Source organism: Acetobacter sp. ESL1128 (assembly GCF_058505085.1).
Genome location: NZ_CP196369.1, coordinates 2265196 through 2286126, shown reverse-complemented (window position 1 = coordinate 2286126; position 20931 = coordinate 2265196). Strand labels below are relative to the sequence as shown.

Here is a 20931-nt window from a genome sequence, read left to right as displayed (position 1 = left end):
CCGGGGTGTGCGTGGTCAGGGCGCTGGGGTGCTTACAGGCGGTTTACAGGGATTTTGATATAGCTAACCCCGTTATCTTCCGGCTCGGGCATGTGCCCCCCCCGAATATTGACCTGCACGGAGGGCATGATCAGGTTTGGCAGGTCCAGAGTGGCATCCCGCGTGGTGCGCATGGCCACAAAAGCTTCCTCGTCCACGCCATCATGCACATGAATGTTGTGTTCGCGTTCGGCCCCTACGGTTGTTTCCCACGCAAAGGTATCGCGTCCGGGGGCTTTGTAGTCATGGCACAAAAACAGGCGTGTCTGGGGGGGCAGGGTTAGCAGGCGGCGGATGGAGCGGTAGAGCATGCGGGCATCCCCACCGGGGAAGTCCGCCCGGGCGGTGCCGTAATCGGGCATGAACAGTGTGTCCCCGATAAAGGCGGCATCCCCGATAACAAAGGCCATGTCCGCCGGGGTGTGGCCGGGAACATGCAGGGCAATACAGTCCAGATTCCCCAGCTTGAACTGCTCTCCATCCTTGAACAGGTGGTTGAACTGGGAGCCATCGCGCGCAAATTCCGTGCCGGCGTTGAATATTTTCCCAAATACCTCCTGCACCCGCACAATATCCGCCCCGATGCCCAACTTGCCGCCAAGCTGCTCCTGCAACCACGGCGCGGCAGAAAGGTGGTCGGCGTGGGCGTGTGTTTCAAGCTGCCAGACCACGTTCAGGCCCTGCGCTTTAACATAATCCACAATCTGCTGGGCAGAGGTGTAATTGGTCCGGCCAGATGCGGCGTCGTAATCCAGAACGCTGTCAATGACCGCAGCCTCCTTTGTTGCCGGGTCATGCACAACATGGCTTGCGGTAAAGGTGGCCGGGTCAAAAAAACTCTGCACCACAGGGCGGGTCTGTGGATGGCGGAGCATCATCAGAATCTGGGCCGTTGCTGTTGTGATGGCGGTGTCCGACATGGGAGACTCCAACTGTTTATAATTTACTGTAACAGTGTATATTTGATTTCACTAAATATGAAACCATCTTGCGTCAAGATCAGGATTTCGCGTAAAGGAAACTGCCATGAACGATCGCATAGCAGATGCCTGCCCTTTGGTGCCCCTCTCCTCGTCCCTGAAGATCGGGGATGCAGCACCTGATTTTACGGCCCGCACCACGCAGGGAGATTTTACGCTCAGCAGTTTGCGTGGGCGGTGGGTTATTCTGTTTTCGCACCCAGCGGATTTTACGCCGGTCTGCACCAGCGAATTTATTGCCATGGCGCGGGCTGTTCCCCAGTTTGAGGCCATGGACTGCGCATTGGTCGGCCTGTCGGTGGATAGCCTGCCTGCCCATCTGGCATGGCTGGAAGCCATACGGGTGCGTTTTGGCGTCACTGTTTCCTTCCCTGTTATTGAAGACCCTTCGCTGGCCATTGCTCGTGCCTACGGTATGCTTGATCTGGATGCGCGCAATAGCGCGACCGTGCGCGCCGCGTATTTTATAGACCCCAACGGTATTGTGCGCGTGATCACATGGTACCCCGCAACCGTTGGCCGCTCCGTGGCGGAAATGCTGCGGGTGCTGCGTGCCCTGCAACGGGTTGAGCGGGGGGATGTCATGACCCCCGAAGGCTGGACACCGGGGGCGGATGTGGTGCTCCCCACAGGCCAGACACATGAAGATGTCATAGCTGCGGGGCCAGACTGGTTCATGAACATGAGCAAGGATACCGAGGCATGAGTGCTCTGGGGGTGGAAGAAGCCCGGCAGCTTGTGGAACGGATGAAGCTGTTTGCCCAGCCACAGCGGTTGATGATTCTGGATGCACTGCTGGAGCAGGGCTCCCTTGCCGTGGGGGAGCTGGAATCCTGCACCGGTATTGGCCAGCCTACGCTCAGCCAGCAACTCGGGGCTTTGCGGCGGGCAGAAATTGTGGTGCCAAGGCGCGAATCCCGCACAATCCATTACAGCCTTGCCAGTGAGGAGGAATCCCTGCGTGTGCGTGCCCTTATCGGGCTGCTTCGTGGGGACCGTGCTGCTCTGCCTGCCCTGCGGGCCGTATCCGAACGGTATGCCGCGTCCCGCCGCACCACCGCCCAGCGGGAAGCGGAGGGAGGGGCGCAGTTCGCCTTTATCCGCACGCCAGATGCGCCGCGTTCGTAATACGGGCAGGGGATGAGCAGTTCTGGTGCGCTGGTGCGCTGTGGGTGGGCCGAATCCAATGCTCTGCTCCGCGCATACCATGACCAGGAATGGGGCCAACCCGTTACCGACAGCCGCGCTTTATGGGAGGCGCTGGTGCTGGAAACCTTTCAGGCCGGGTTGTCATGGAATACTGTTTTACAAAAGCGTGAGAATTTTCGGCGTGCTTTTTGTGGGTTTGACCCGCACAGGGTTGCCGCGTTTACACAGGATGATCAGGCACGGCTGATGGGGGATGCAGGCATTATCCGCTCCCGCGCCAAAATTGCCGCGACTGTAGCCAATGCGCAGGCATGGCTTGCCATGCACGAACGGGGGGAGGATTTTGCCGCGTTTGTGTGGGGCATGGTGCGCGCGGCACAGGCCCATGAGCGCGGGAGCGGGCTGGAGCCACATTCCCCTTTATCCGTAACCGTTGCAAAAGCCCTTAAGCATAAAGGGTTCCGCTTTGTTGGCCCTACAACCGCGCAGGCATGGATGCAGGCGGTTGGTATGCTGGATGGGCACGAGGCCACGTGTTTTTGTTACCGGGCAGGTTCATCCACCCCCTGATCTGGCACATTGCCAATGGCGCCGGTTGCAAAGCCAAGGCTGGCAGCCGCAATAAGGGCGGCATAATACGCATCCGACTGGGCGAGCTGGGCATCCAGCAGCCCGCTTTGGGCGAGTGTTGCGGGTGTTATGGATCCAACTCCACTGCGGTAGGCTGTAAAGGCGGCGTCAAAACTGGTCTGGGCTGCGGCTTCCAGCTTGGTGGCGGCCCGGTAAGCGCTCAACCCTGTGTGCAGGCCGTTTTCTGCTGCGACAATCTGCTTGGCGGAGTCGTCCAGCGTTTGCTCCAGAGTAACCTGTGTGCTGTCTGCCCGGTTCTGAACCTGCTTCAGCACGGCAGCACGCATCCCGCCATCAAAAATGGGGACCGAAATACCCCCCAGCACAAGGCTGCTGAAGTTGTTGGAGGACAGGTTAAGGGTTGGTGATGAATCCGACCCCGCACCGGGCACGGAGGAAAGTGCCAGATGCCCGGTTGTATAGGCCACGTTGCCGGTAACAAAAACTTTTGGCAAAAACTCGGCTTTTGCTGCCGTTACATTGCTGCGTGCCGCCTTGGCCGCAGCATAGGCGGCCAGTACATCCGGCCGTTGGGAAACGGCCGTGCGGATCATGTCATCCGTCATGCGCATGTCGTTAATGTTAAGTGGCCGCCCTGCCACGTCCTGCGTGCGTAGCTGGGTGGAGGGGGAAATACCCATGGAGGTCATGAGTTCCAGATACGTGTTTTCAATCCCGTTCTGGGCCTGAACCAGACGGAGTTCGGCCTGTGCGGTCATCTGCTGGGTCTGGGCGACATCCACAATTGTCCCTTGGCCCTGATGCAGGCGCGCCTCGGCTGCGGCCTGCACATTGCGGGCATTGCGCAGTGCCTGCTCTACCAGCCCTGCACGGGCTACGGCTGCGGCATGCGTATAAAAGGCCAGTGTAACACCGTAAATGACCTTCTGGTGGGCAGCGGTAAACAGCACGTTGCTGGCGAGTTGTAATTGGGATGCGGCATCAATCATGGCTTCGCGCTTGCCAAAGTCAAACAGCAGCCATTCCATGTTCAGCGTTTGCACTTCACCATGCCCGTTATTCTGGGTGCGTGGAGTGTTGGTGTTGTTGATAATGTTGCCAGCCAGTCCGCCGTTTTCAACACTAAAGGAGTTGTTGTTGTGCCGGGTGCCATACCCCCCAACAATGGAGGCCGTAAGGTGGGGCACATAGGTGGTGCGGGCAATGCCTACGGCCAATGCGGCATCGCGCGCGGCATTCCAGGCCCGGCGTGTGCTGGGGTTGTTGGACTGGGCAATATCAATGAGTTCGGGCAGCGTATAGATGTGCGAGGTGTTGATGTTGCTATCTGCCGGGCGGGGGGCAAGGGCATGGTTTGCGGGCAGTACGTAGCCGGGGGGGAGCATAAGCCCCCGGCGTCCAGCCTTGCCGGGCAGAAGCTCCCCATTGGCGGCAATGTTGGGCTGCCAGGGCATGTCTGGCCGGGCAGGAGCGCTCTCAAGCGCCTGTGTGGCACAGCCTGAAAGGCCAAGCAGAAGGCAGGGAAGGCCAAGCAGGACCGGGGGCGGGGCGCGGTGTGTCATGTCAGGGCCTGTTCCATGTCCTGTATGTGTTGCTGAACGGCCTGTTGCCGGGAGGGCAGTAGCCCATCCTCGGCTGCAATGGCGGCCTGCCGTGTTAACGTGGCGTAAATGGGCAAAAGCGGCATGCGGGCACGCATGTGTTGGGGCTCGGCCTCGGCCAGTTCCAGAGCACGCTCCGCGCTGGACAGGTCTTCCTGAACAGTGGCAGCCAGCCGGGTATGTTCGGCGGGATCGGGGGTGGTGATCTGTTTTTTCAAGGCATCAAGCAAACTGCTAAAGCGCTGGGCAATGGGGCCGTATGCGCTGGAGGGCCAGAAAGTGACAAAAACGGCGTAGGTTATAAAATTGCCAAGCAGAATACCGATAATACGGTCGCGGGCCGTGGTCATATCTGTTGTGGGGCCGTAGCCTTTAAGGTCGCTCAGAAAAAAGGCAAGGCCAATCTGGAAGCCTGCATAGGCTATGCGCTCATCCCCGTTTTTGATCCATGAGGCAAAAAGGGACACAACAAAAATCAGCAGTAGAAAAGCCGCAATATTATAAAGATGGGGCATAACAAAAATAATGGAGGCAATGCCAATGGCCCCTCCAACCAGTGCCCCGCTAATACGCAGCCGCAGCTTTGTTGTCATTTCCCCCACGGTTGGCAGGGCAACAATAAAACAGGTGATGATACAGGTGTGGATGCCCGGCCAGCTGAGGATGATAAAGATAAAATAGCTGATCAGCACAGCTACCGTTCCTTTGACCGCAAAGCGCACGTGTTCGGGGTTGCTGAAGGCATCTGGGGTAAAAAAGCCCGATTTTGGCTCAGGCACAGGTGTGTTCTGTGTTGCGGGAAGGACCGGCTCAGTAAAACCATGCAGCACATTGGCCAGTTGGGCCAGTGCGGGCGCATGGTCTGGTGCGTTGAGGCGAGGAATATCCTGCGGGTAGCCGTTATGCGAAAAAATTTCCGCCATATCGCGCAGGGTTTGTGAAAATTCTAGAGTTTCCGGCTGTTCTTCCCCATCCCGGAAGGCCGTGTGGGCCAACGCAAGGGCCGCAACACTGGAGTAGGCGGACTGCTCCAGATGGGCAAGCGGGTCCTTGTGCAGAATCTTCTCCAGCTTTGCCATTTTTAGCAGTTTGAGCATGCTGCTGGCCCCCTCGCGCAATGTGGCGCGGGCGTAGTCCAACTGGTAGCTGTCGGGCTGTTCGAGCAATGTGGCGCATAGGCGCAGGCGTGCGGCAATTTCACGCATCATCAGTGTTGCGGGGGAGGGGCATATGAGCGGGCCGCACACAATCATTACCGCGCCGGGAACCAGAATGAACAGGTCGGCATAAAGCAGGGCGCGGGTTGCAATTTCCCCGATCGGGACCTGGTCGGCAACAACCAGGGCAAAGACAACAATCAAGCCCAGAAGATAGGCAACAGGCTTGAGCTTGCTGGCTGAGCCCAGAAAAAAGAAGCAGAAGGACAGCAGCATGATCGCCACGACCTGACCAAACGGATGGTCCAGTGTCAGGTGGATCAGCACAAAAAGTAGTGCCAGAATGGCCACGATCAAAAGGTTGACCGCAACACCTGCCAGCATGTTGGTCGTGCGGTCTTTTTGCCAGATAGCCATGGTGCACAAGGCAGGTACGGCCACATCGGGGATCTGCCAGATCTCACCAATCAGCACGACCATGGTGCAGGCGGCGGCCATGCGCAGGCTGTGGCCGCCACGGCCCGGCAGGGGCGCGCGGATCAGCCACCATATCCGGGCCAGAGTACTTTTGCCTGTGTCAGTCGCAGGCGGCGCCATGGCGTATTTCCACTGTGGCTGTGGCTCCAAGCCGCAGCAGTTGCGGGTTGGCCTGTTCCAGCCTGATCCGAACAGGAAAACGCTGGGCCACATGCACCCAGTCCATCTCCCGCGGGACAAAAGGCAAAGTGCGGCTCAAACCTGCGGAATCAGCGGAAAATACTCCCCAGCCAATGCTTTCCACATGGCCGCGTATGGGGGTGTTCCTGTTAATCATGGAGTAAACCGTGGCGCAGTCGCCCGGGTGAATGGCATGGAGCGTGCCTTCACGCATGTTGGCGGTAACAAACCAGCCGTCATTGGCGATGAGCGTAAACAGAACCTGCGAGGGAATAAGCACTTCCCCCGGAATAACCCGCAGGCTGGTCACATAACCATCAGCAGGGGCCGTAACGGTGGTCTGGCGCAGGGCATACCGGGCTTGGGCCAGCGTAGCCTCGGCTACTTGCCGGGCGGCAATGGAGCTGTTCAGGTCCCCAACAGCAACCTGTGCTGCTGTGGCCTGCAGGTGGCTCTGGTCCAGAGTAATGCCCGAATCATGCAGGGCAACCTGAGCCTGATCATATTGCTGCCACGGAATATAGGATTTGCTGGCCAGTGGGCGCAGGCGCTCCACGGTGCGGGCGGCAAGGTCATGGTTGGTTTTGGCCCGGGCGGCCTGATTCTTGGCAATGTCGGCATTGGCGGCTTCTACGGCCACCAGACGCTGCTGCTGCTCTACCCCTGCCTGTGTCAGCGCCAGCCCGGCTGTGGCCTGCTGCACCGCCAGATTATAGGGTTCGGGGTCCAGCTGATAAAGCACATCCCCCTTCTTGACCGACTGGTTGACATGCACATTCAAAGCCTGCAACCGCCCACCAACAGTGGAGGCAATATGCACCAGCTCGGCATCTACCGTTCCGCTATCGGTGGAAGGGTAGGATTCATCCTGCCCCAGAACGTAGTAGCCAAGCGCAGAGGCCGCCGCAATGCAGAGCACAGCTACAGCAAGGCCAATAGGGTTGCGGTTGGAAAGGGATATTTTTTTCATGCGTTACGGCCCAAATGCCAAAAGCCAGAACAGCAGGCCCGTTATGGTGCCAAGCGAGACATAGGTGAACAGCCGCAGGCGGAGCAGGGCGTCAATATCCGTGGCAAGGAACAGCACGCGCAAACCCACTGCCACCAGAATGCCCAGCAGGCCGCAGAGCATCCAGCTGGGGAAGTAGGCCCCAGCCAGTGGAAAAGACGGGGCGCCCGCAACCTTACAGCCCGCCAGAGGCAGAAGCAGAGCAGGTATGGCGCGCTGGAGGGGACGGTAGCGCATGGTTGTGGCATTAGGACGTGAACATGCTTTTACTGTCAAGAAAATGCAGTCATTATTGGTATTTATGTGCCATTTTTCGGATAAGATATAATTGTTAACATTACACTAACCCACACCAACACCGTAGAGGCAAAGTAATGACCCAGAATGTCATACAGCAGCGCGTGGAGCTTGCACGCAAAGGGGCCTACCCCAAGGTTATCGGCCGTATGGCATCCGGCTGGCTGGTGGTGGCTGATACGCAGCCGGTGGAAGGATACTGCATTTTGCTGGCAGACCCCGCCGTGCCCAGTGTGAATGACCTGCAAGGCCAGCAGCGGCTGGACTACCTGCAGGATGTCGTGCGGGTGGGGGATGCCTTGCTTGAGGTGACAGGGGCTGCGCGCATTAATTACGAAACATGGTGTAATCAGGCGCCATCGCTGCATACCCATATTGTGCCGCGCTATGTAACGGAACCGCAGGCCCAGCGATTACTGCCTTTATGCGTGGCGTATAATATTGCGCAGGCGCGGGAGTTCAATCTGGCAGAAGATGCAGCATTCATGCAAAAAATGCGCAATGTTTTGGGGATTGGTCCCGTAAAGGAGAACACCGTGTCTGGCGGATTGACATTATATGGCATTAAAAACTGCGATACCGTGCGCAAGGCCCGCAACTGGCTGGAAGAGCATGACGTTGCGTATATCTTCCATGACTACAAACTGGCCGGTGTTACCGCGCAACAGCTGGAAGCATGGGCCGCACAGGTAGGGTGGGAAAAACTGCTGAACAAAGCTGGCACAACGTTCAGAAAACTGCCTGATGCCGATAAAGCTGATTTGACCGAAAAGCGGGCTATAGCCCTTATGGTCGCCCATCCAACACTGATCAAACGCCCGGTGCTTGAAACGCCGCAGGGTTTGCAGGTGGGCTTTAAGCCGGAACTTTACGCTGCGGTATTGGGTAAAAACTAAACAGGTAAAAGCAGGCTGTTGCCCGGCTCGTTATAAGCCGGACAACAGGGCAATTTTTATTCCTGCTCAGGAGCGGAGGCGGAGTTGAGCTGGATGTAACGCTCAACGCCAATCTGCTTGATCAGGTCGAACTGGCGATCAATGAAGTCTTCATGTTCTTCTTCATTGGACAGGATCTTCAGCAGCAGGTCGCGGGATACGAAGTCACGCACGCTTTCGCAGTACGCAATGCCTTCGCGCAGGTCGCTCATGGCCTTTTCTTCCAGCTTCATGTCGCATTCAAGGATTTCCTTGACGTCCTGACCGATCAGAATCGTGTTCAGGCGCTGCACGTTGGGCAGGCCGCCCAGGTACAGAATGCGTTCGATCAGCCAGTCAGCGTGACGCATTTCCTCAATGGATTCTTCGTATTCTTTTTTGCCCAGCAGGGTCACGCCCCAGTGGCGCAGGGTGCGGGCATGCAGAAAATACTGGTTGATGGCGGTCAGCTCGTTGGTGAGCTGGATGTTCAGGTGTTCAATAACTTTAGGGTCTTTGACCATGGTGGCTTACTCTCGATTACAAAAGGAACTGAAGCGGACCATAATATAAAACGCAACCACTCGCAAACAAAAAAATGTTCAAAATCAAGTGCTTTTGGAAAAATAATTATCACTTGCAACAAACTTACTTCTAAATGCGAGCGATATGCATGTATTGCCGTTATTTTTATTTATTCGCAAGTGCGAGCGGGAGGGATTCCCGTATTTCATTAGAGTAATTCGCATCTGGCACGGCATTCGCGGGGCGCTTTATTCGGCTGAGTTCGTGGAGTGTTGCAAAATCATAGTGTGTGTTCAGCAGCCCCAGATCATAGGCAAGGGAGGCTGTGTACCCGCTTAGCAGCACCCGCCAGTCCAGCCGGTAACGGGTGCGGGCATTGGCACGGGCCAGAATTTCGGTCGTGCAGTTGTCCATAAGCGTATTGTACCACCGTGGGGTGGTGGTCAGTTTGTGTATTTCCGTCAGGTAGTTTTTAAAAACGGCTTCTCGGGTCTGGGCAGAAAGTTCCAGCCGGTAAAGATACACACGTTCCTTGCGTATATCCGTGCGCACACCAATCAGGTCGCGTTCATCGGCTGTAACGTAGGTCAGTTCATAATGATGGAAAAAACCGGCGATGGTGGAATAGGAAAACTTTTTCTGGCGGCGTGTTTCAATGGAAACAGCAAGGTGCCGGCCATCATCAAACCCGAAGGACAGGAATACATGGGCAATGCTGTCCCCCGCCCAGTAAGACGTTATCAGGTCTATGGTGGCAAGGTGGTCCAGATCAAAGTCCGCGTTGTAATAGTGCGGGGTATAATCGGTTTCGGTTTTATAGGTAAAATCACGGATATTGCGTACATGGACTGTACGACCATCCTGTATGGCATCGGCCAGCACGGCATATTCCCCAGCCCATTCGCGGTTATTGCTGGGGAGGTTGGTGCAGAACCATATGGCAAAGCACGCACAAAGCACGCACAGGGCTGCAATGCGGCGTATGGGCTGGCGGATACAGGATGTTGCCACAAACAGCAGCCCGCACAGGCCGGTTGCCCCAAGGCGCAGCAGGTTTGGCTCAAGCGTGGAATAGTAAAGCGCCGCACAGGCATAGACTGCAAAAAGCAGGGTTATTGCAGTCAGTTTCCAGTGTCTTGTGTGGCGGCTGCGGTGTTTGCGCATGATCATGGCTTTGCCCATGTGGCGGGGATGACGTAATCTCCACCAATACGCATGATGTTGGTGTGGTTCATATCCCCCTTAACGTGCAGGTCGGGTATGGTGGCTGCTAACTGTTGCAGCAGAATACGGCGTACTTCGGCAATGGTGATCGGGTTGGCCTGTGTGGAGTGGCCCGAATTGCGCACAACCAGTTCGCTCTGCACCCGTGGGTCATGCGCACTGGCGTAAGCCACCACACCATCATCCGCATCTTCCAGCATTCCGTTGCCCAGCACGGGAATAATGGAGTGGCTCTGCACATCCGGCACAACAGGAACAGTCGCCAGCGCCTGTATGAACGCACTGCGGGGGGACATGCCATAAACACTGCCAAAACGGCTGGGGCTCATATCCACCTTGAGCGCGCCGGTGTTGCCCTCAAGGACCTGCTGGGTCACTTCCGTAATGGCTGCGGGAAAAGTGACCATCCGTCCTATAAGGTGCGCAATGGAAAAGTCGGCCAGATAACTGCCATGTTGTGGCGTGGAGATAAACACAACACTTTTGACTTCAGGCATGGGGGTGGGGAAAAGGGCCTGTTCCAGAAACTGCCGTACATTGGGTGAAAGGTGGAGGCTGGAGAGCGCGCGGTGGGTCAGCCCGTTCCACAGGGCATCATGCGGGTCAATGGCCAGCATTTTTGCCAAAAGTCCGCCCTGGCTGTGTCCGATCAGAGTAATCTGCCCTAGTGCCGGGTCTGCCTGCGTGCCACCAAGGTCATGGATGGTGCGGTTCAGGGCATCGCGGAGTTGCAGGGCGGAGTAGGGGATAGGGTTGCCCGTGGCGTAGGAGAAAAACCAGAATTCATAATGTGCGCGTATCTGCGGGTCTTCCAGCAGGTCATTGACCATATCTGCCCAGCGTCCGGGGCTGGAGGCCGTGCCATGCACCAGCACAACGGGCATATGGCCATACTGGTGCGGTTCTATGGCAATAAGCTGGGCACGTTTGTTAAAGAGATTGCCATCCAGAAAACCCTTGTATTCCACGGACCAGTCAACCGCGTTGCTCAGGCTGATCGCGCGGGAGGCGGTCTGGTCATATTGTAGGGGAATAACACCGTCTGTGGTTGGCAGGCTGCTTGTTGTGTCAATGGTTGCCAGTGTCAGGCGCGCATCAATGTGGTTTGTAAAAATCTGCTCGCGTGGGTTGGGGATTTCCAGCAGCAGGTTAACGGGAATACGCAGCTTGTCGGTAATGGAGAAGGAAATCTGGCTGTTTTCTGGTGGGTGGGGTACTGCTGCCAGTGGCACCCCCAGCCCCGCCCGGCGATAGATGTTTTTTATCCCCCGCACCGAAAGGCGCGCTGTGGGGCGGAAGTCGGTCAGCGTATAGCCGTACCATTCCTTCTGCGCGGGGGTGGTGGACAGGTCCAGTGTGCCAAAGGGGAGCGTCCAGCGTTGTGGTGCCACCTCCACAGGGTTACCCAGTGCTTCGGTCAGGCCAAACATGTAAAGATCACACGCCTGACGGAAATGTACGTCATACGGGTTGGGTTTCGCGTTATCCGGCCCGTTGGGGTTCAGGTAGGCATAGGCGTACAGGGCTGCTGCCATAAAGGCCGCACGGTCCGTGTTCTGGCGACCCAGCAGGTAGTTCAGCTCCGCAAGGGCAAAAAGCTGGTCCTGCACGTCGGGGGTGTAAAACTGCGCCTGTGTGCTGGCGCGCAGGATGGCCAGTGCCTGTTCGGGATTTTTCTTCCATATGGCCAGCAGGTTCTGGCGCTCAAGCACAATACGAGTGGTGTTGCTCAGTTTCTGCCCGCTCAGTGTGCTCTGGCTGCGTTCCTTGTAGCTGTCTGTCAGGCTCAGGCGCTGCACGGTAATGGGGGCCGCACAGCCTGAAACGGCCAGACAGACCGCGACCCACGAAAAACGGGAACACAGAGCGCTGGATAAAGTGCTGGAAAAAGCGGGCATCCGATTCTCGGTTTTAAATCGCGGTAAAATAATGCCTGATGGTGTAGGGTGTCTGCGGCATGCTGGCAAATCCTGTACAGTCATGGCCCAGTGCGGGAAAGGTTTGTGGGTTGAAGCTGCTTTGCTGTGCGTCTGCACTACCCGGTGTTGTGCGCAAGGGTGTGCTGCCTGATGGGGCTGAACAGGTTGCACATGGTTATACCCCCCAGACAGCCGCAGCTTATCTACCGTCCGTGAGCCAGTTAACGGTATTCTATGCCCCGGATGTGGCCGTGCCGGATGGGCAAGGGCACATCATGCGGCCACAGGATACCCTGCGGGACAGGGATTACGGAACATGGGCGGGCACAGGCCTGCAAGCTCTGGACCCTGTGCAGCAGCATGCCTTTTTAACCGATGCGACTTTTGCCCCACCAGCAGGGGAAAGCTTTGCCGCGTTTTACCACAGAACGGCCCTTTGGCTGGATGATATAAGCCAGACCCTGCCCGCAGCCGTTGTGCTGGCACGGCCTGCTGTGGTGCGCAACCTGCTGTTGCGGGTTTTGTATCAGGGGGAAGGGGCTGTGGGTCTGGCCCATGCTGCGCGGGTGGATGTCCCCCCCCTGAGTTACAGCCTGATCAGCTGTCATGCGGGTCAGTGGCGTTTGGGTCTGCTGGGAGTGCCGGCGGAAGGGGCGTGAGCCTGTTTTTTTGCTCGCGGCAAAGCGCGCATGCCGCTATAGCCTGCCCCTGTTAGTCGAAGGTTCCGCGCGAGCGGATGAAAAGGGAACACCGTAAGCTTCGCCAGAAGTCAGTCGGAGACTGTACCCGCAACTGTAGGCAGTAGCTTACACCCGTTGCCCTGGAGGGGGCGGCCACTGGTGCATAACCGGGAAGGCAGGGTGTGTCGCGTATCTGCAAGTCAGGAGACCTGCCTTCGTCTTGCAAACCATGTCACCGGGCGGGACTGACCGGGGGCTGAGATGTCTGATGTCACGCTATTTACTGCCGGGTTCTTATCCGCCTGCTTCCTCCTGCTCCGCGCATATTGCGGGTGGAGTGGGGTTGCTGCACCCTTTGCTGCGGCATCTGCTGCGCGTTGCGCCGAACAGGGCGGAGGTTCTGGCCCTGTTCAGAGAGTCCCCTCAGCTGGCCGAAGAGGCCGCCTTGCAACAGGCCGGAGGGCAGATACTGGGGATGTTTATGCCAGAACAGCCCTTACCTTACCGTGCCAGAGCCTTGCAGCTTGAGACCCTCTTCCGCGGCATGCTGGAGCACGCACTAAGTCTGGCCATAAAGGCCCGTTGTGCCCCCGAGCAGGAACGAGAGGAAAAGACCGAAAACCCCGCAGCCCATGCCACGCTCATGGCCTATGTTGCGGCCCAGCACGTTGTGGGCGCGCGCCACATGGCTATGGAGTTATATAACCGCAGATAGCGTTAGAGTGATCACAGGTATTTTTTTGCCTGTTGGCTTGGACTTTTTGTGGCTTTTGTTCTTTTTTAGCACCCAGCACGCACCACCCTATGGGCTGAACCGGCCAGAGGGTGGTGCGTGTTGCTCAATGCACTGTGCAGGACCTGGCCATGCCCCATGCTTTTTTGCCTTTACTGACCTTTGCCGCCGCGTGGGGTGTTCTGGTGCTCACACCGGGGACAGAAACGGCCCTTGTTATCCGTCTGGGCATGAATGTGAGCCGCAAGGCGGCCCTTGGGGCTGCGCTGGGCACCGGCACAGGGCTTGCCATATGGGGAGCAGGCACAGCGTTTGGGGTAAGCGCTTTGGTTGCGGCCTCTCCCACACTGTATCTGGCGCTGGAATGGGCCGGGGCGCTTTATCTGGCTTATCTGGGGGTTCGCCTGCTTATGCCTTCTGCCGGGGCGCATGATCAGGCGCGGGCAGATGCTCAGGCGCAGTCTGTTGGCGGTATGGGGGCTGGCTACCAGCGTGGGCTGTTGACCACATGCCTTAACCCACTTGTTGGTGTGTTCGACCTGACCGCCTTTGCCCAGTTTATTCCCGCAGGTGTGCACCGGGTCAGCTATTCCCTTCTGCTGGCGGGGGTGCAGGTGGTTATGGCTGTTGCATGGTATGCGGTTCTGGCCTGTCTGGCGTTTTCGCTCGGTCGTGTTCTGTCCAGCCCCAGAGTTGTGCGTGCGCTGGATGTGCTTACGGGGGTAGTGTTCCTCTTTTTTGCCTTCAGGCTGGTCATGAGCGGTATTCCATCCTGAAGGATGGAGGCCAGAAAAGTCAGGCGTTCTGCCAAGGTGCTGTTATGCTGCGGGCCATAAGGCGGGCGGAGTATGGTCAGCCCCTTGGGTAGTGGGAATGCGGCATGAGCAAAACGCCAAGGCTTATCCAGTCCATAGAGCGGTCCGCAGCTATTCTGGAAATTATAGCCCAGCAGGGTGGTGGTGCACGTTTGCAGCAGATTGCCAGTATTTCGGGCATAGGCAAAACAACGGTGCACAATATTCTGCAAACGCTGGACCATTTGGGATACGTCCAGCGCAGGGCAGGGGATATGCGTTACCATCTGGGCGGGCGCATACTCAACCTCGCCCGTATTGCGGGGGATGATAACAGCGTGCGGGCCCGCTTGCGCCCTGTGCTGGAAGCCGTTGCCCATAAAAGTGGCGGCACGGCATGGCTGGCCGTGCCTAGCGGGGATCAGGCAGCGTATCTGGATATTGTCGATCCCAATGGGCTTTGTGCTGCTTGGCCCAGCGTGCCAGTGCGGGAAAATCTGGAAGGTTCAGCCGTTGGGTGGGTATTCTTGGCCTGTGTGCCCGGTCTGGGCAAGCGGGTGCTGGCAACCCGTGCCAATGCGCTGGATGCAGATGTACTGAGCCGCATAGAAGATGTGCGGATCAAAGGATATGCGCTGGACCTGCAGGCCTACAGGCCGGGGCTGAACGGTGTTGCTATTCCATGGCGGATAAATGGGGAGGTCAGGGCAAGCCTGTGCCTGACCGGCCCTCCTGCGCAGTTTCCGCAGCATCGCCTGATCAGGCTTGCGTGGATGATGATGCGTTCACTTGAGCAGCTTGATGTTCAACAATATTGAATAAATAAACTTTTCCCTGTTTTTCCGGTTCCCTTATCTGCCCGTGTGGCTAACGTACCTGCCTTTGCACAAAAGGAATGTACGAGCCATGAACGCAACACTTGCAACCGCCATGCTGGATGCCGCCCATGCCGAGGCACGGCGCATGGGTGTAACTGTCTGCATTTCCATTCTGGACGCGGCAGCATGGCCTGTTGCCTTCCTGCGTATGGAAGGCGTTATTCTGGGGGCGGTTGATGTGGCCAGCAAAAAGGCCCGCACGGCGGTTCTGTTCCAGATGGACAGCGCGGATTTTGCAAAAATTGGTCATCCCGATGGTCGTGCCTATACGCTGGAAAACACCAATGGCGGCATGACCAGCTTTGGCGGCGGTCTGGTGCTTAAGGCTGCAGATGGCAAGGTGCTGGGTGCCATTGGTGTTTCAGGCGCAAGCACGGAAGAAGATATTGCCATTGCCCGCGTGGCTGCAAAAACCCTTTCGGCCTGATGGGTTTCTGGCACAGAGCATAAACCATGACAGAACAGACCACTCCCCCAGTAGGCAGCATGGCCCCAATGGCCCCACCCGCGGGTAGAGCTGCGGCACTCCTTGTCCTGACCTTTGGCGCATTTGTTGTTGGCACTGGTGAATTTGCCATTATGGGAATGCTGCCCGAATTTGCAGCATCCCTGCACCTGTCCACGGCTGATGCGGGCTACGCCATTACAGCCTACGCGCTTGGGGTTGTTATTGGTGCGCCGCTCATTACCATTCTGGGTGCGCGCCTGTCGCGGCGGGAACTGCTGCTTGTGCTGCTGTTACTGTTTGTTTTTGGTAATCTGCTCAGTGTTGCCATGCCCACACCGGGGCTGGTCGAGGTGGCGCGGTTTATTACCGGATTGCCTCACGGTGCCATTTTTGGCGTATCGGCTCTGGTTGCGGCCTCCATGGTGGAGCGTGCGCGCCGGGGTTGGGCTGTTGGGCGTGTTTTGTCCGGCATTGCAATTTCTACTCTGGTAGGGGCACCGTTTTCCACTTTTGCAGCCAATCATTTTGGCTGGCGCATTGCGTACCTGATTATTGGCCTGTTCGGGCTTTTAACCTTTGCCGGGGTGTGGCGCTTTATTCCGGCGGATACACCAAACCGTGCCAATTCTCCGCTCAGGGAGGTTACGGCACTGGGTAATACACAGGTGCTGCTCACGTTGCTGACCGCAGCAATCGGCTTTGGTGGCATGTTTGCAATTTACACGTACCTGACAAGTGTTTTGCAAAATGTTACGCACGTGCCCGAATGGCAGGTCATGCTGTATATGGTGGTCTGGGGTGTGGGTATGCTGGCAGGTGCCAATATCGGGGCATGGCTGGTGGACCGTAACATCAATCTGGCAGCTATTTTTGCGCTGGCCGGCAGTGCGGTAGCCATGCTGGTTTTTTCAGCACTTTTACACAGCAATCTTGCGTTGATGCTTGATGTATTTCTGATCCCGGCCTGCGTAAACGCGCTAGGCCCCGCCTTGCAGACACGGTTGATGGATTTTGCAGGCGATGCGCAAACTCTGGCTGCCTCCCTTAATCATTCTGCATTTAATATTGCCAATGCGCTGGGGGCGTCGCTGGGGAGTGTCTTGCTGGGGCAGCAGTTTGGGTATGCTGCACTGGGTGTGGGTGGGGCGCTGCTTTCTGCTGGTGGGCTGCTGGTTTATCTGCTGGCTCTTTTTATTCTCAAAAAAAGCGGGGTGCCGGAAGAACGCCAGCCCATAACATAATGGGCTCATAGCCTTAAAAAGCCCCTTGCCCGATAAGGGGTTTTTTATTGCCTGCCAACAGGGCCATAGCAGACGCTACTCAGCACTTGTATGGCGCCATGTGCGGCATAATTCGGCAATGTGCGGGAAAATAACAACGCGCTTGATACCAGATGGTATCCCGTACGGGATTCGAACCCGTGTTGCCGCCGTGAAAGGGCAGTGTCCTAGGCCTCTAGACGAACGGGACAGAGGCGTTGTTGAGCCGCTGTTTAGAGTGGAATGTACGGAGCGTCAAGCAACTAAATGACATTTGTGCATTTTTTTTTAAACGAGGGGCCAACGCCCTGACATTCCCCCATGCAGGCGCGCTGTTCCATGCCGGGTTGGGGCTGCCTTACAACCCAAGCAGGGTCAGTTCCTTTTGTAACGCGGGGGGAAGGTCGTCATGCCGCGCGCTGCTGCTCAGGTCGGGCGGTGCGTCAGCCGGGTTCAGGTACCGCCAGCCCTGAAAAGGGCGCAGGGCGCGGGCTTCCACCCGGATGATGGTGGGGTCGATAAAAAGCAATGTGCCATTTGTGCCATCGGCCCGTGTTTCGGGCTGAATGTCCACAAGGCGCTGGCGGCACAGAATAAGCCCCGCAATAACCCGGTAAAGTGACCCCCCCTGGAGCAGTGCTGCCGCCTGCTTGGGAAAAGTCCGTGTGTGCACAACAGGCAGCATTGTGCCGCTGCCGGGGTGGCGGCGCTGGTTGGCGGGTAAACGCTGGCGCTCCGCCAGCTCATCCAGCGAGGAAACACCAACAACAAGTTTGATCAGGTTTATCATGTCCCTCACATGGTGGTGGTCAGGTATGGAACACCCTGCCGGAGTTAGAGCACAAGAGCGGCCAAAAGGGCCTCAAGCCGCAGCCTGCCTTCTGCTGTGGCGCGGAGTGTCTGGTCGTCGCGTATCAGGTAGCCTTCGCGCAGTGCCTGCGCCAGAATGGTCTGGTCCACGGCGTTGTCCAGTTCCATGCCGGTACGGGCTGCAAAACGGGCCAGATGAATACCCTCATGCACACGTAGGCCCATCAGCAGCATTTCCTGCGCACGGTCATGGGGTGTGAGGTCTTCTTCCGATGTCTGGCCGGTGCCTGTGTGTTCCACCCGTTCGGCCCAGGGTTCGGGCGCACGGTGGCGGCGTGTGGCCTTGAGCGCATTGCCAAAGCTCAGGCGGCCATGTGCCCCCGGGCCAATGCCCAGATAATCTCCGTACCGCCAGTAGGTCAGGTTGTGCTGGCTCTCGCTGCCGGGGCGCGCGTAGTTGGACACTTCATACGCCGCCATGCCGTGGGCCTGTGTGAGTTCGGCCGTGGTTTCGTACAGGGCGGCGGCTGTATCACTGTCGGGCAGGGTAAACGTGCCTTGGCGGTAGAGGGCTTCAAACCGCGTGCCCGCCTCGATTGTGAGCTGGTAGAGGGAAAGGTGGTCATCCGCCAGTTGCAGGGCCGTGGCCAGTTCCTGCCGCCATGCGGCAATGCTCTGTTCTGGCCGGGCGTAGATCAGGTCAAATGTCAGGCGGGGGAACAGGCTGCGTGCTGTCTCCAGCGCCGCGCGGGCCTGTGCCGCGGAATGCTCCCGGCCCAGAAAGGCAAGAGCCCGGTCCTCCAGCGCCTGAATACCAAGGGAGACACGGTTGATACCCGCCTGACGGAACTGGTGTAGCCGCCCGGCCTCCACACTGGTCGGGTTGGCTTCCAGCGTGATCTCCATGTCCGGAGCTGCGTCAAACAGGGTGCGGGCATCTTCTATCAGGGCTGCCACGGTTTCTGGCGCCATGAGCGAGGGTGTGCCGCCGCCAAAGAAGATGGATGTCAGCTTCCGGCGGCCCAGCCGTGCGGCGTCGTGCGCCAGCTCGGCCCGGAGTGCCTTGGCAAACCGGGCCTGCGGAATATGCTCGCGTACATGGGAGTTGAAGTCACAGTACGGGCATTTGGCCAGACAGAACGGCCAGTGGATGTAAAGGGCGAGTGGTTCGTGCTGCACGCGCTCAGATGGCTACCTTTACGCCCAGTTCCACCACGCGGTCGGGCGGAATACGGAAGAACTCCATGCTCGAAGTCGAGTTACGCAGCATGAACAGGAAGATGGACATCCGCCACCGCGACATGCGCGGCACCGAGGAACGTGTGACCAGTTCGCGCGATGTGAAGTACGAGGCCTGAAGGGCATCAAAGTCCACCCCATTGGCTTTGAGTTCTTCCAGCGCGCGGGGGATGTTGGGCATTTCCATAAAGCCGTAGCGCAGGATGACCCGGTACACATCCGGTGCCAGTTCTTCCACCGTTACGCGGTGGCCACGTTCGGCTTCCGGCTGGTCAAGGTTCTGCACGGTTACAAACAGCACGTGGTCATGCAGGATCTTGTTGTGGCGCAGGTTATGCAGCAGGCAGGGCGGCACAAAGTCGGGCGTGCTGGTCATGAACACGGCCATGCCCGGCACACGGATAATGGTGCGCGACTGGGGCAGACGGGCAATAAAGGAGCCCATGGGCAGGCTGTCCTGCCGCTGGCGGGCAATAATAAGGCCGCGACCCTTTTTCCATGTCGTCATCATCAGTGTCAGCACGCAGCCGAGCATTACGGGCACCCACCCGCCATCAGGGATTTTGAGCGCATTGGCGGTAAAGAATGTGCCATCGAGCAGCAAAAAGCCGCCAAACACCATGCCCACCTGCCATGCGGGCCAGTTGAAGTGCTTGCGAAAGACCGCAATGGCCAGAATGGAGGTGCAGATAAACGTGCCCGTAACCGCAATGCCGTAGGCCGAGGCCAGAGCATCCGAACTGCGGAAGGCCAGCACCAGCAGCACGGCACCCACAGCAAGGAAGCGGTTGAAGTCGGGCAGATAGATCTGGCCTTCTTCTTCCGCATTGGTGTGGGTAATGCGCAGACGCGGCATGTAACCGAGCTGAATAAGCTGGCGGCAGAGCGAGAACCCACCCGAAATCCCGGCCTGGCTGGCAATAACCGTTGCCAGTGTGGACAGCACCACCATTGGCCCCTGCATCCAGTGCGGGCATAGCAGGAAGAACGGGTTAGCCAGCGCCTTGGGGTCTGCAATAACCAGTGCGGCCTGCCCAAAATAGTTCAGCACCAGCATGGGCAGCACAAAAAACAGCCATGCGTAGCGGATGGGAGCGCGGCCAAAATGCCCCATATCCGCATACAGCGCCTCTGCCCCGGTTACGCACAGCACAACCGCCCCAAGGGCCAGAAAGGAGAGTTTGCCGTGGTAAAACACGAACTCCAGCGCATAGGTGGGGGAGAGGGAGAGCAGAATATGCGGGTGGTGCATGATCTCGATAACGCCGAGCGTACCCAGCGTACCAAACCAGAGCAGCATGACCGGGCCAAATATGGTGCCCACCCGGCCCGTACCCACCCATTGCACGCTAAACAGGCTGATAATGACCAGTATGGCAACCGGGATAACCACCTCGTGCGCTGCGGGAATACTGACTTCCACCCCTTCGATGGCTGAAAGCACGGAAATGGCGGGGGTAATAATGCCATCCCCAAAAAACAGACAGGTGCCAATAATCCCGACCATGCCAAGCACCAGCCGCGTTCGCGTGCTGGTGGTCACGCGTTGGGCCAGGGACATGATCGCCAGAATACCGCCCTCGCCATTATGGTCTGCCCGCATGATGAGCAGCACATATTTAACGGTCACGATCAGGATCAGGGTCCAGAAGATAAGGCTGGCAACCCCCATGATTTCCCACGGCTCCACCTTGTGGTGGTCAGAAATGACCTCCACCGTGGACCGAAAGGCGTAAAGCGGGCTTGTGCCAATATCACCATAAACAACACCCAGCACGCTCAGCAGGGCAGCAAAGCCTACGGGCGCCATGGCATGTTGGGGTTGATCCGCGTCGAACTCGGCAATCCGCCGTGGTTCTGGTGCTCCGGTGGTCTGGGGCGTCTCGCCCGGAGCCGGGGCGGAACCTTGGGGCGTTGTACTGTCGGCGTCGGTCATGGCATTTCTGGCTCCGCGTCAGGGGCAGAAGAAGAAAAAAGAAATTCTAGGATGCCCTGCATAAAGTGCGCAGAGTGCCAGAGGCAAGGCAT

21 protein-coding genes, 1 tRNA gene, 1 pseudogene and 1 riboswitch are annotated in these 20931 nt (G+C 57.8%); of the genes and pseudogenes, 11 read left to right on the top strand and 12 right to left on the bottom strand.

Features of this window, described 5'->3' with window-relative positions:
* Positions 1 to 32: 32 nt before the first annotated feature.
* Positions 33 to 959: an MBL fold metallo-hydrolase gene (locus tag ACSYTG_RS10615; RefSeq protein ID WP_086646273.1), complete on the bottom strand. Its 927-nt coding sequence runs from the start codon at positions 957 to 959 to the stop codon at positions 33 to 35.
* Between the two features lie 106 nt (positions 960 to 1065).
* Between ACSYTG_RS10615 and ACSYTG_RS10610 the strand changes: the two genes are divergently transcribed.
* The 3 genes from ACSYTG_RS10610 to ACSYTG_RS10600 are packed head-to-tail and all read left to right on the top strand — an operon-like array spanning position 1066 to position 2738.
* Positions 1066 to 1725, top strand: a complete 660-nt coding sequence (locus ACSYTG_RS10610; protein WP_086646272.1) for a peroxiredoxin — start codon at positions 1066 to 1068, stop codon at positions 1723 to 1725.
* Entirely contained in the window at positions 1722 to 2147 is a 426-nt protein-coding gene (locus ACSYTG_RS10605) for an ArsR/SmtB family transcription factor (protein ID WP_086646271.1), read from the top strand. The genes ACSYTG_RS10610 and ACSYTG_RS10605 overlap by 4 nt, the downstream gene beginning before the upstream one ends.
* Before the next feature lie 12 nt (positions 2148 to 2159).
* Positions 2160 to 2738, top strand: a complete 579-nt coding sequence (locus ACSYTG_RS10600; RefSeq protein ID WP_489783256.1) for a DNA-3-methyladenine glycosylase I — start codon at positions 2160 to 2162, stop codon at positions 2736 to 2738.
* On the opposite strand, the gene ACSYTG_RS10595 is transcribed toward ACSYTG_RS10600, so the two are convergent.
* The 4 genes from ACSYTG_RS10595 to ACSYTG_RS10580 are packed head-to-tail and all read right to left on the bottom strand — an operon-like array spanning position 2711 to position 7420.
* A complete protein-coding gene (locus tag ACSYTG_RS10595; protein ID WP_086646269.1) occupies positions 2711 to 4321 on the bottom strand; it encodes a TolC family protein in 1611 nt (536 codons plus the stop codon). The genes ACSYTG_RS10600 and ACSYTG_RS10595 overlap by 28 nt on opposite strands.
* Complete coding sequence (locus ACSYTG_RS10590) at positions 4318 to 6114, bottom strand: FUSC family protein (RefSeq protein WP_489783257.1); 1797 nt, start codon at positions 6112 to 6114, stop codon at positions 4318 to 4320. The genes ACSYTG_RS10595 and ACSYTG_RS10590 overlap by 4 nt, the downstream gene beginning before the upstream one ends.
* Positions 6095 to 7144, bottom strand: coding sequence for a multidrug transporter subunit MdtN (mdtN, locus tag ACSYTG_RS10585; protein ID WP_165925516.1), 1050 nt, complete (start codon positions 7142 to 7144; stop codon positions 6095 to 6097). The genes ACSYTG_RS10590 and mdtN overlap by 20 nt, the downstream gene beginning before the upstream one ends.
* Positions 7145 to 7147: 3 nt before the next feature.
* Complete coding sequence (locus ACSYTG_RS10580) at positions 7148 to 7420, bottom strand: YtcA family lipoprotein (RefSeq protein WP_489783258.1); 273 nt, start codon at positions 7418 to 7420, stop codon at positions 7148 to 7150.
* A gap of 137 nt (positions 7421 to 7557) precedes the next feature.
* On the opposite strand from ACSYTG_RS10580, the pseudogene ACSYTG_RS10575 reads away from it, so the two are divergent.
* Positions 7558 to 8001, top strand: a pseudogene (locus ACSYTG_RS10575) (HIT family protein); the annotation flags it as partial.
* A 15-nt stretch (positions 8002 to 8016) separates the two neighbouring features.
* Positions 8017 to 8376: an ArsC family reductase gene (locus ACSYTG_RS10570; protein WP_415420297.1), complete on the top strand. Its 360-nt coding sequence runs from the start codon at positions 8017 to 8019 to the stop codon at positions 8374 to 8376.
* Between the two features lie 56 nt (positions 8377 to 8432).
* Here the strand turns inward: ACSYTG_RS10570 and bfr are convergent, their stop codons facing one another.
* The 3 genes from bfr to ACSYTG_RS10555 form a co-directional block, all read right to left on the bottom strand.
* Positions 8433 to 8918 (bottom strand): bacterioferritin, encoded by a 486-nt coding sequence (gene bfr / locus ACSYTG_RS10565; protein ID WP_025826363.1) that lies wholly within the window; start codon positions 8916 to 8918, stop codon positions 8433 to 8435.
* 166 nt (positions 8919 to 9084) lie between these two features.
* Positions 9085 to 10089: an Lnb N-terminal periplasmic domain-containing protein gene (locus ACSYTG_RS10560; RefSeq protein WP_491706414.1), complete on the bottom strand. Its 1005-nt coding sequence runs from the start codon at positions 10087 to 10089 to the stop codon at positions 9085 to 9087.
* Positions 10086 to 12041 carry an esterase/lipase family protein gene (locus ACSYTG_RS10555; protein ID WP_489783260.1) on the bottom strand — a complete coding sequence of 652 codons (1956 nt, stop codon included), beginning with the start codon at positions 12039 to 12041 and terminating at the stop codon, positions 10086 to 10088. Before ACSYTG_RS10555 ends, ACSYTG_RS10560 begins: the two co-directional genes overlap by 4 nt.
* A gap of 110 nt (positions 12042 to 12151) precedes the next feature.
* Between ACSYTG_RS10555 and ACSYTG_RS10550 the strand changes: the two genes are divergently transcribed.
* From ACSYTG_RS10550 to ACSYTG_RS10525, 6 genes are all read left to right on the top strand, one after another.
* Positions 12152 to 12721, top strand: a complete 570-nt coding sequence (locus tag ACSYTG_RS10550) for a histidine phosphatase family protein (protein WP_489783261.1) — start codon at positions 12152 to 12154, stop codon at positions 12719 to 12721.
* A gap of 43 nt (positions 12722 to 12764) precedes the next feature.
* Positions 12765 to 12973, top strand: a riboswitch (cobalamin riboswitch).
* 37 nt (positions 12974 to 13010) lie between these two features.
* Complete coding sequence (locus ACSYTG_RS10545) at positions 13011 to 13457, top strand: hypothetical protein (RefSeq protein WP_489783262.1); 447 nt, start codon at positions 13011 to 13013, stop codon at positions 13455 to 13457.
* Positions 13458 to 13606: 149 nt separating this feature from the next.
* On the top strand, positions 13607 to 14251 hold the full coding sequence (locus ACSYTG_RS10540; RefSeq protein WP_489783263.1) for a LysE family translocator: 645 nt from the start codon (positions 13607 to 13609) through the stop codon (positions 14249 to 14251).
* A 104-nt stretch (positions 14252 to 14355) separates the two neighbouring features.
* Positions 14356 to 15087 carry an IclR family transcriptional regulator gene (locus tag ACSYTG_RS10535; RefSeq protein WP_489783264.1) on the top strand — a complete coding sequence of 244 codons (732 nt, stop codon included), beginning with the start codon at positions 14356 to 14358 and terminating at the stop codon, positions 15085 to 15087.
* Positions 15088 to 15175: 88 nt separating this feature from the next.
* Positions 15176 to 15574 carry a GlcG/HbpS family heme-binding protein gene (locus ACSYTG_RS10530; protein WP_165925509.1) on the top strand — a complete coding sequence of 133 codons (399 nt, stop codon included), beginning with the start codon at positions 15176 to 15178 and terminating at the stop codon, positions 15572 to 15574.
* 26 nt (positions 15575 to 15600) lie between these two features.
* Positions 15601 to 16836, top strand: a complete 1236-nt coding sequence (locus ACSYTG_RS10525) for an MFS transporter (protein ID WP_415420267.1) — start codon at positions 15601 to 15603, stop codon at positions 16834 to 16836.
* Positions 16837 to 16989: 153 nt separating this feature from the next.
* Here the strand turns inward: ACSYTG_RS10525 and ACSYTG_RS10520 are convergent.
* The 4 genes from ACSYTG_RS10520 to ACSYTG_RS10505 all read right to left on the bottom strand — a co-directional run bounded on the left by ACSYTG_RS10520 (position 16990) and on the right by ACSYTG_RS10505 (position 20839).
* A tRNA-Glu gene (locus ACSYTG_RS10520) sits at positions 16990 to 17065 on the bottom strand.
* Positions 17066 to 17212: 147 nt separating this feature from the next.
* On the bottom strand, positions 17213 to 17644 hold the full coding sequence (locus ACSYTG_RS10515) for a DUF1489 family protein (RefSeq protein ID WP_086646246.1): 432 nt from the start codon (positions 17642 to 17644) through the stop codon (positions 17213 to 17215).
* 44 nt (positions 17645 to 17688) lie between these two features.
* Positions 17689 to 18843, bottom strand: coding sequence for a radical SAM family heme chaperone HemW (hemW, locus tag ACSYTG_RS10510; protein ID WP_489783265.1), 1155 nt, complete (start codon positions 18841 to 18843; stop codon positions 17689 to 17691).
* Between the two features lie 4 nt (positions 18844 to 18847).
* Positions 18848 to 20839 (bottom strand): potassium transporter Kup, encoded by a 1992-nt coding sequence (locus ACSYTG_RS10505; protein WP_489783266.1) that lies wholly within the window; start codon positions 20837 to 20839, stop codon positions 18848 to 18850.
* Positions 20840 to 20931: the final 92 nt, after the last annotated feature.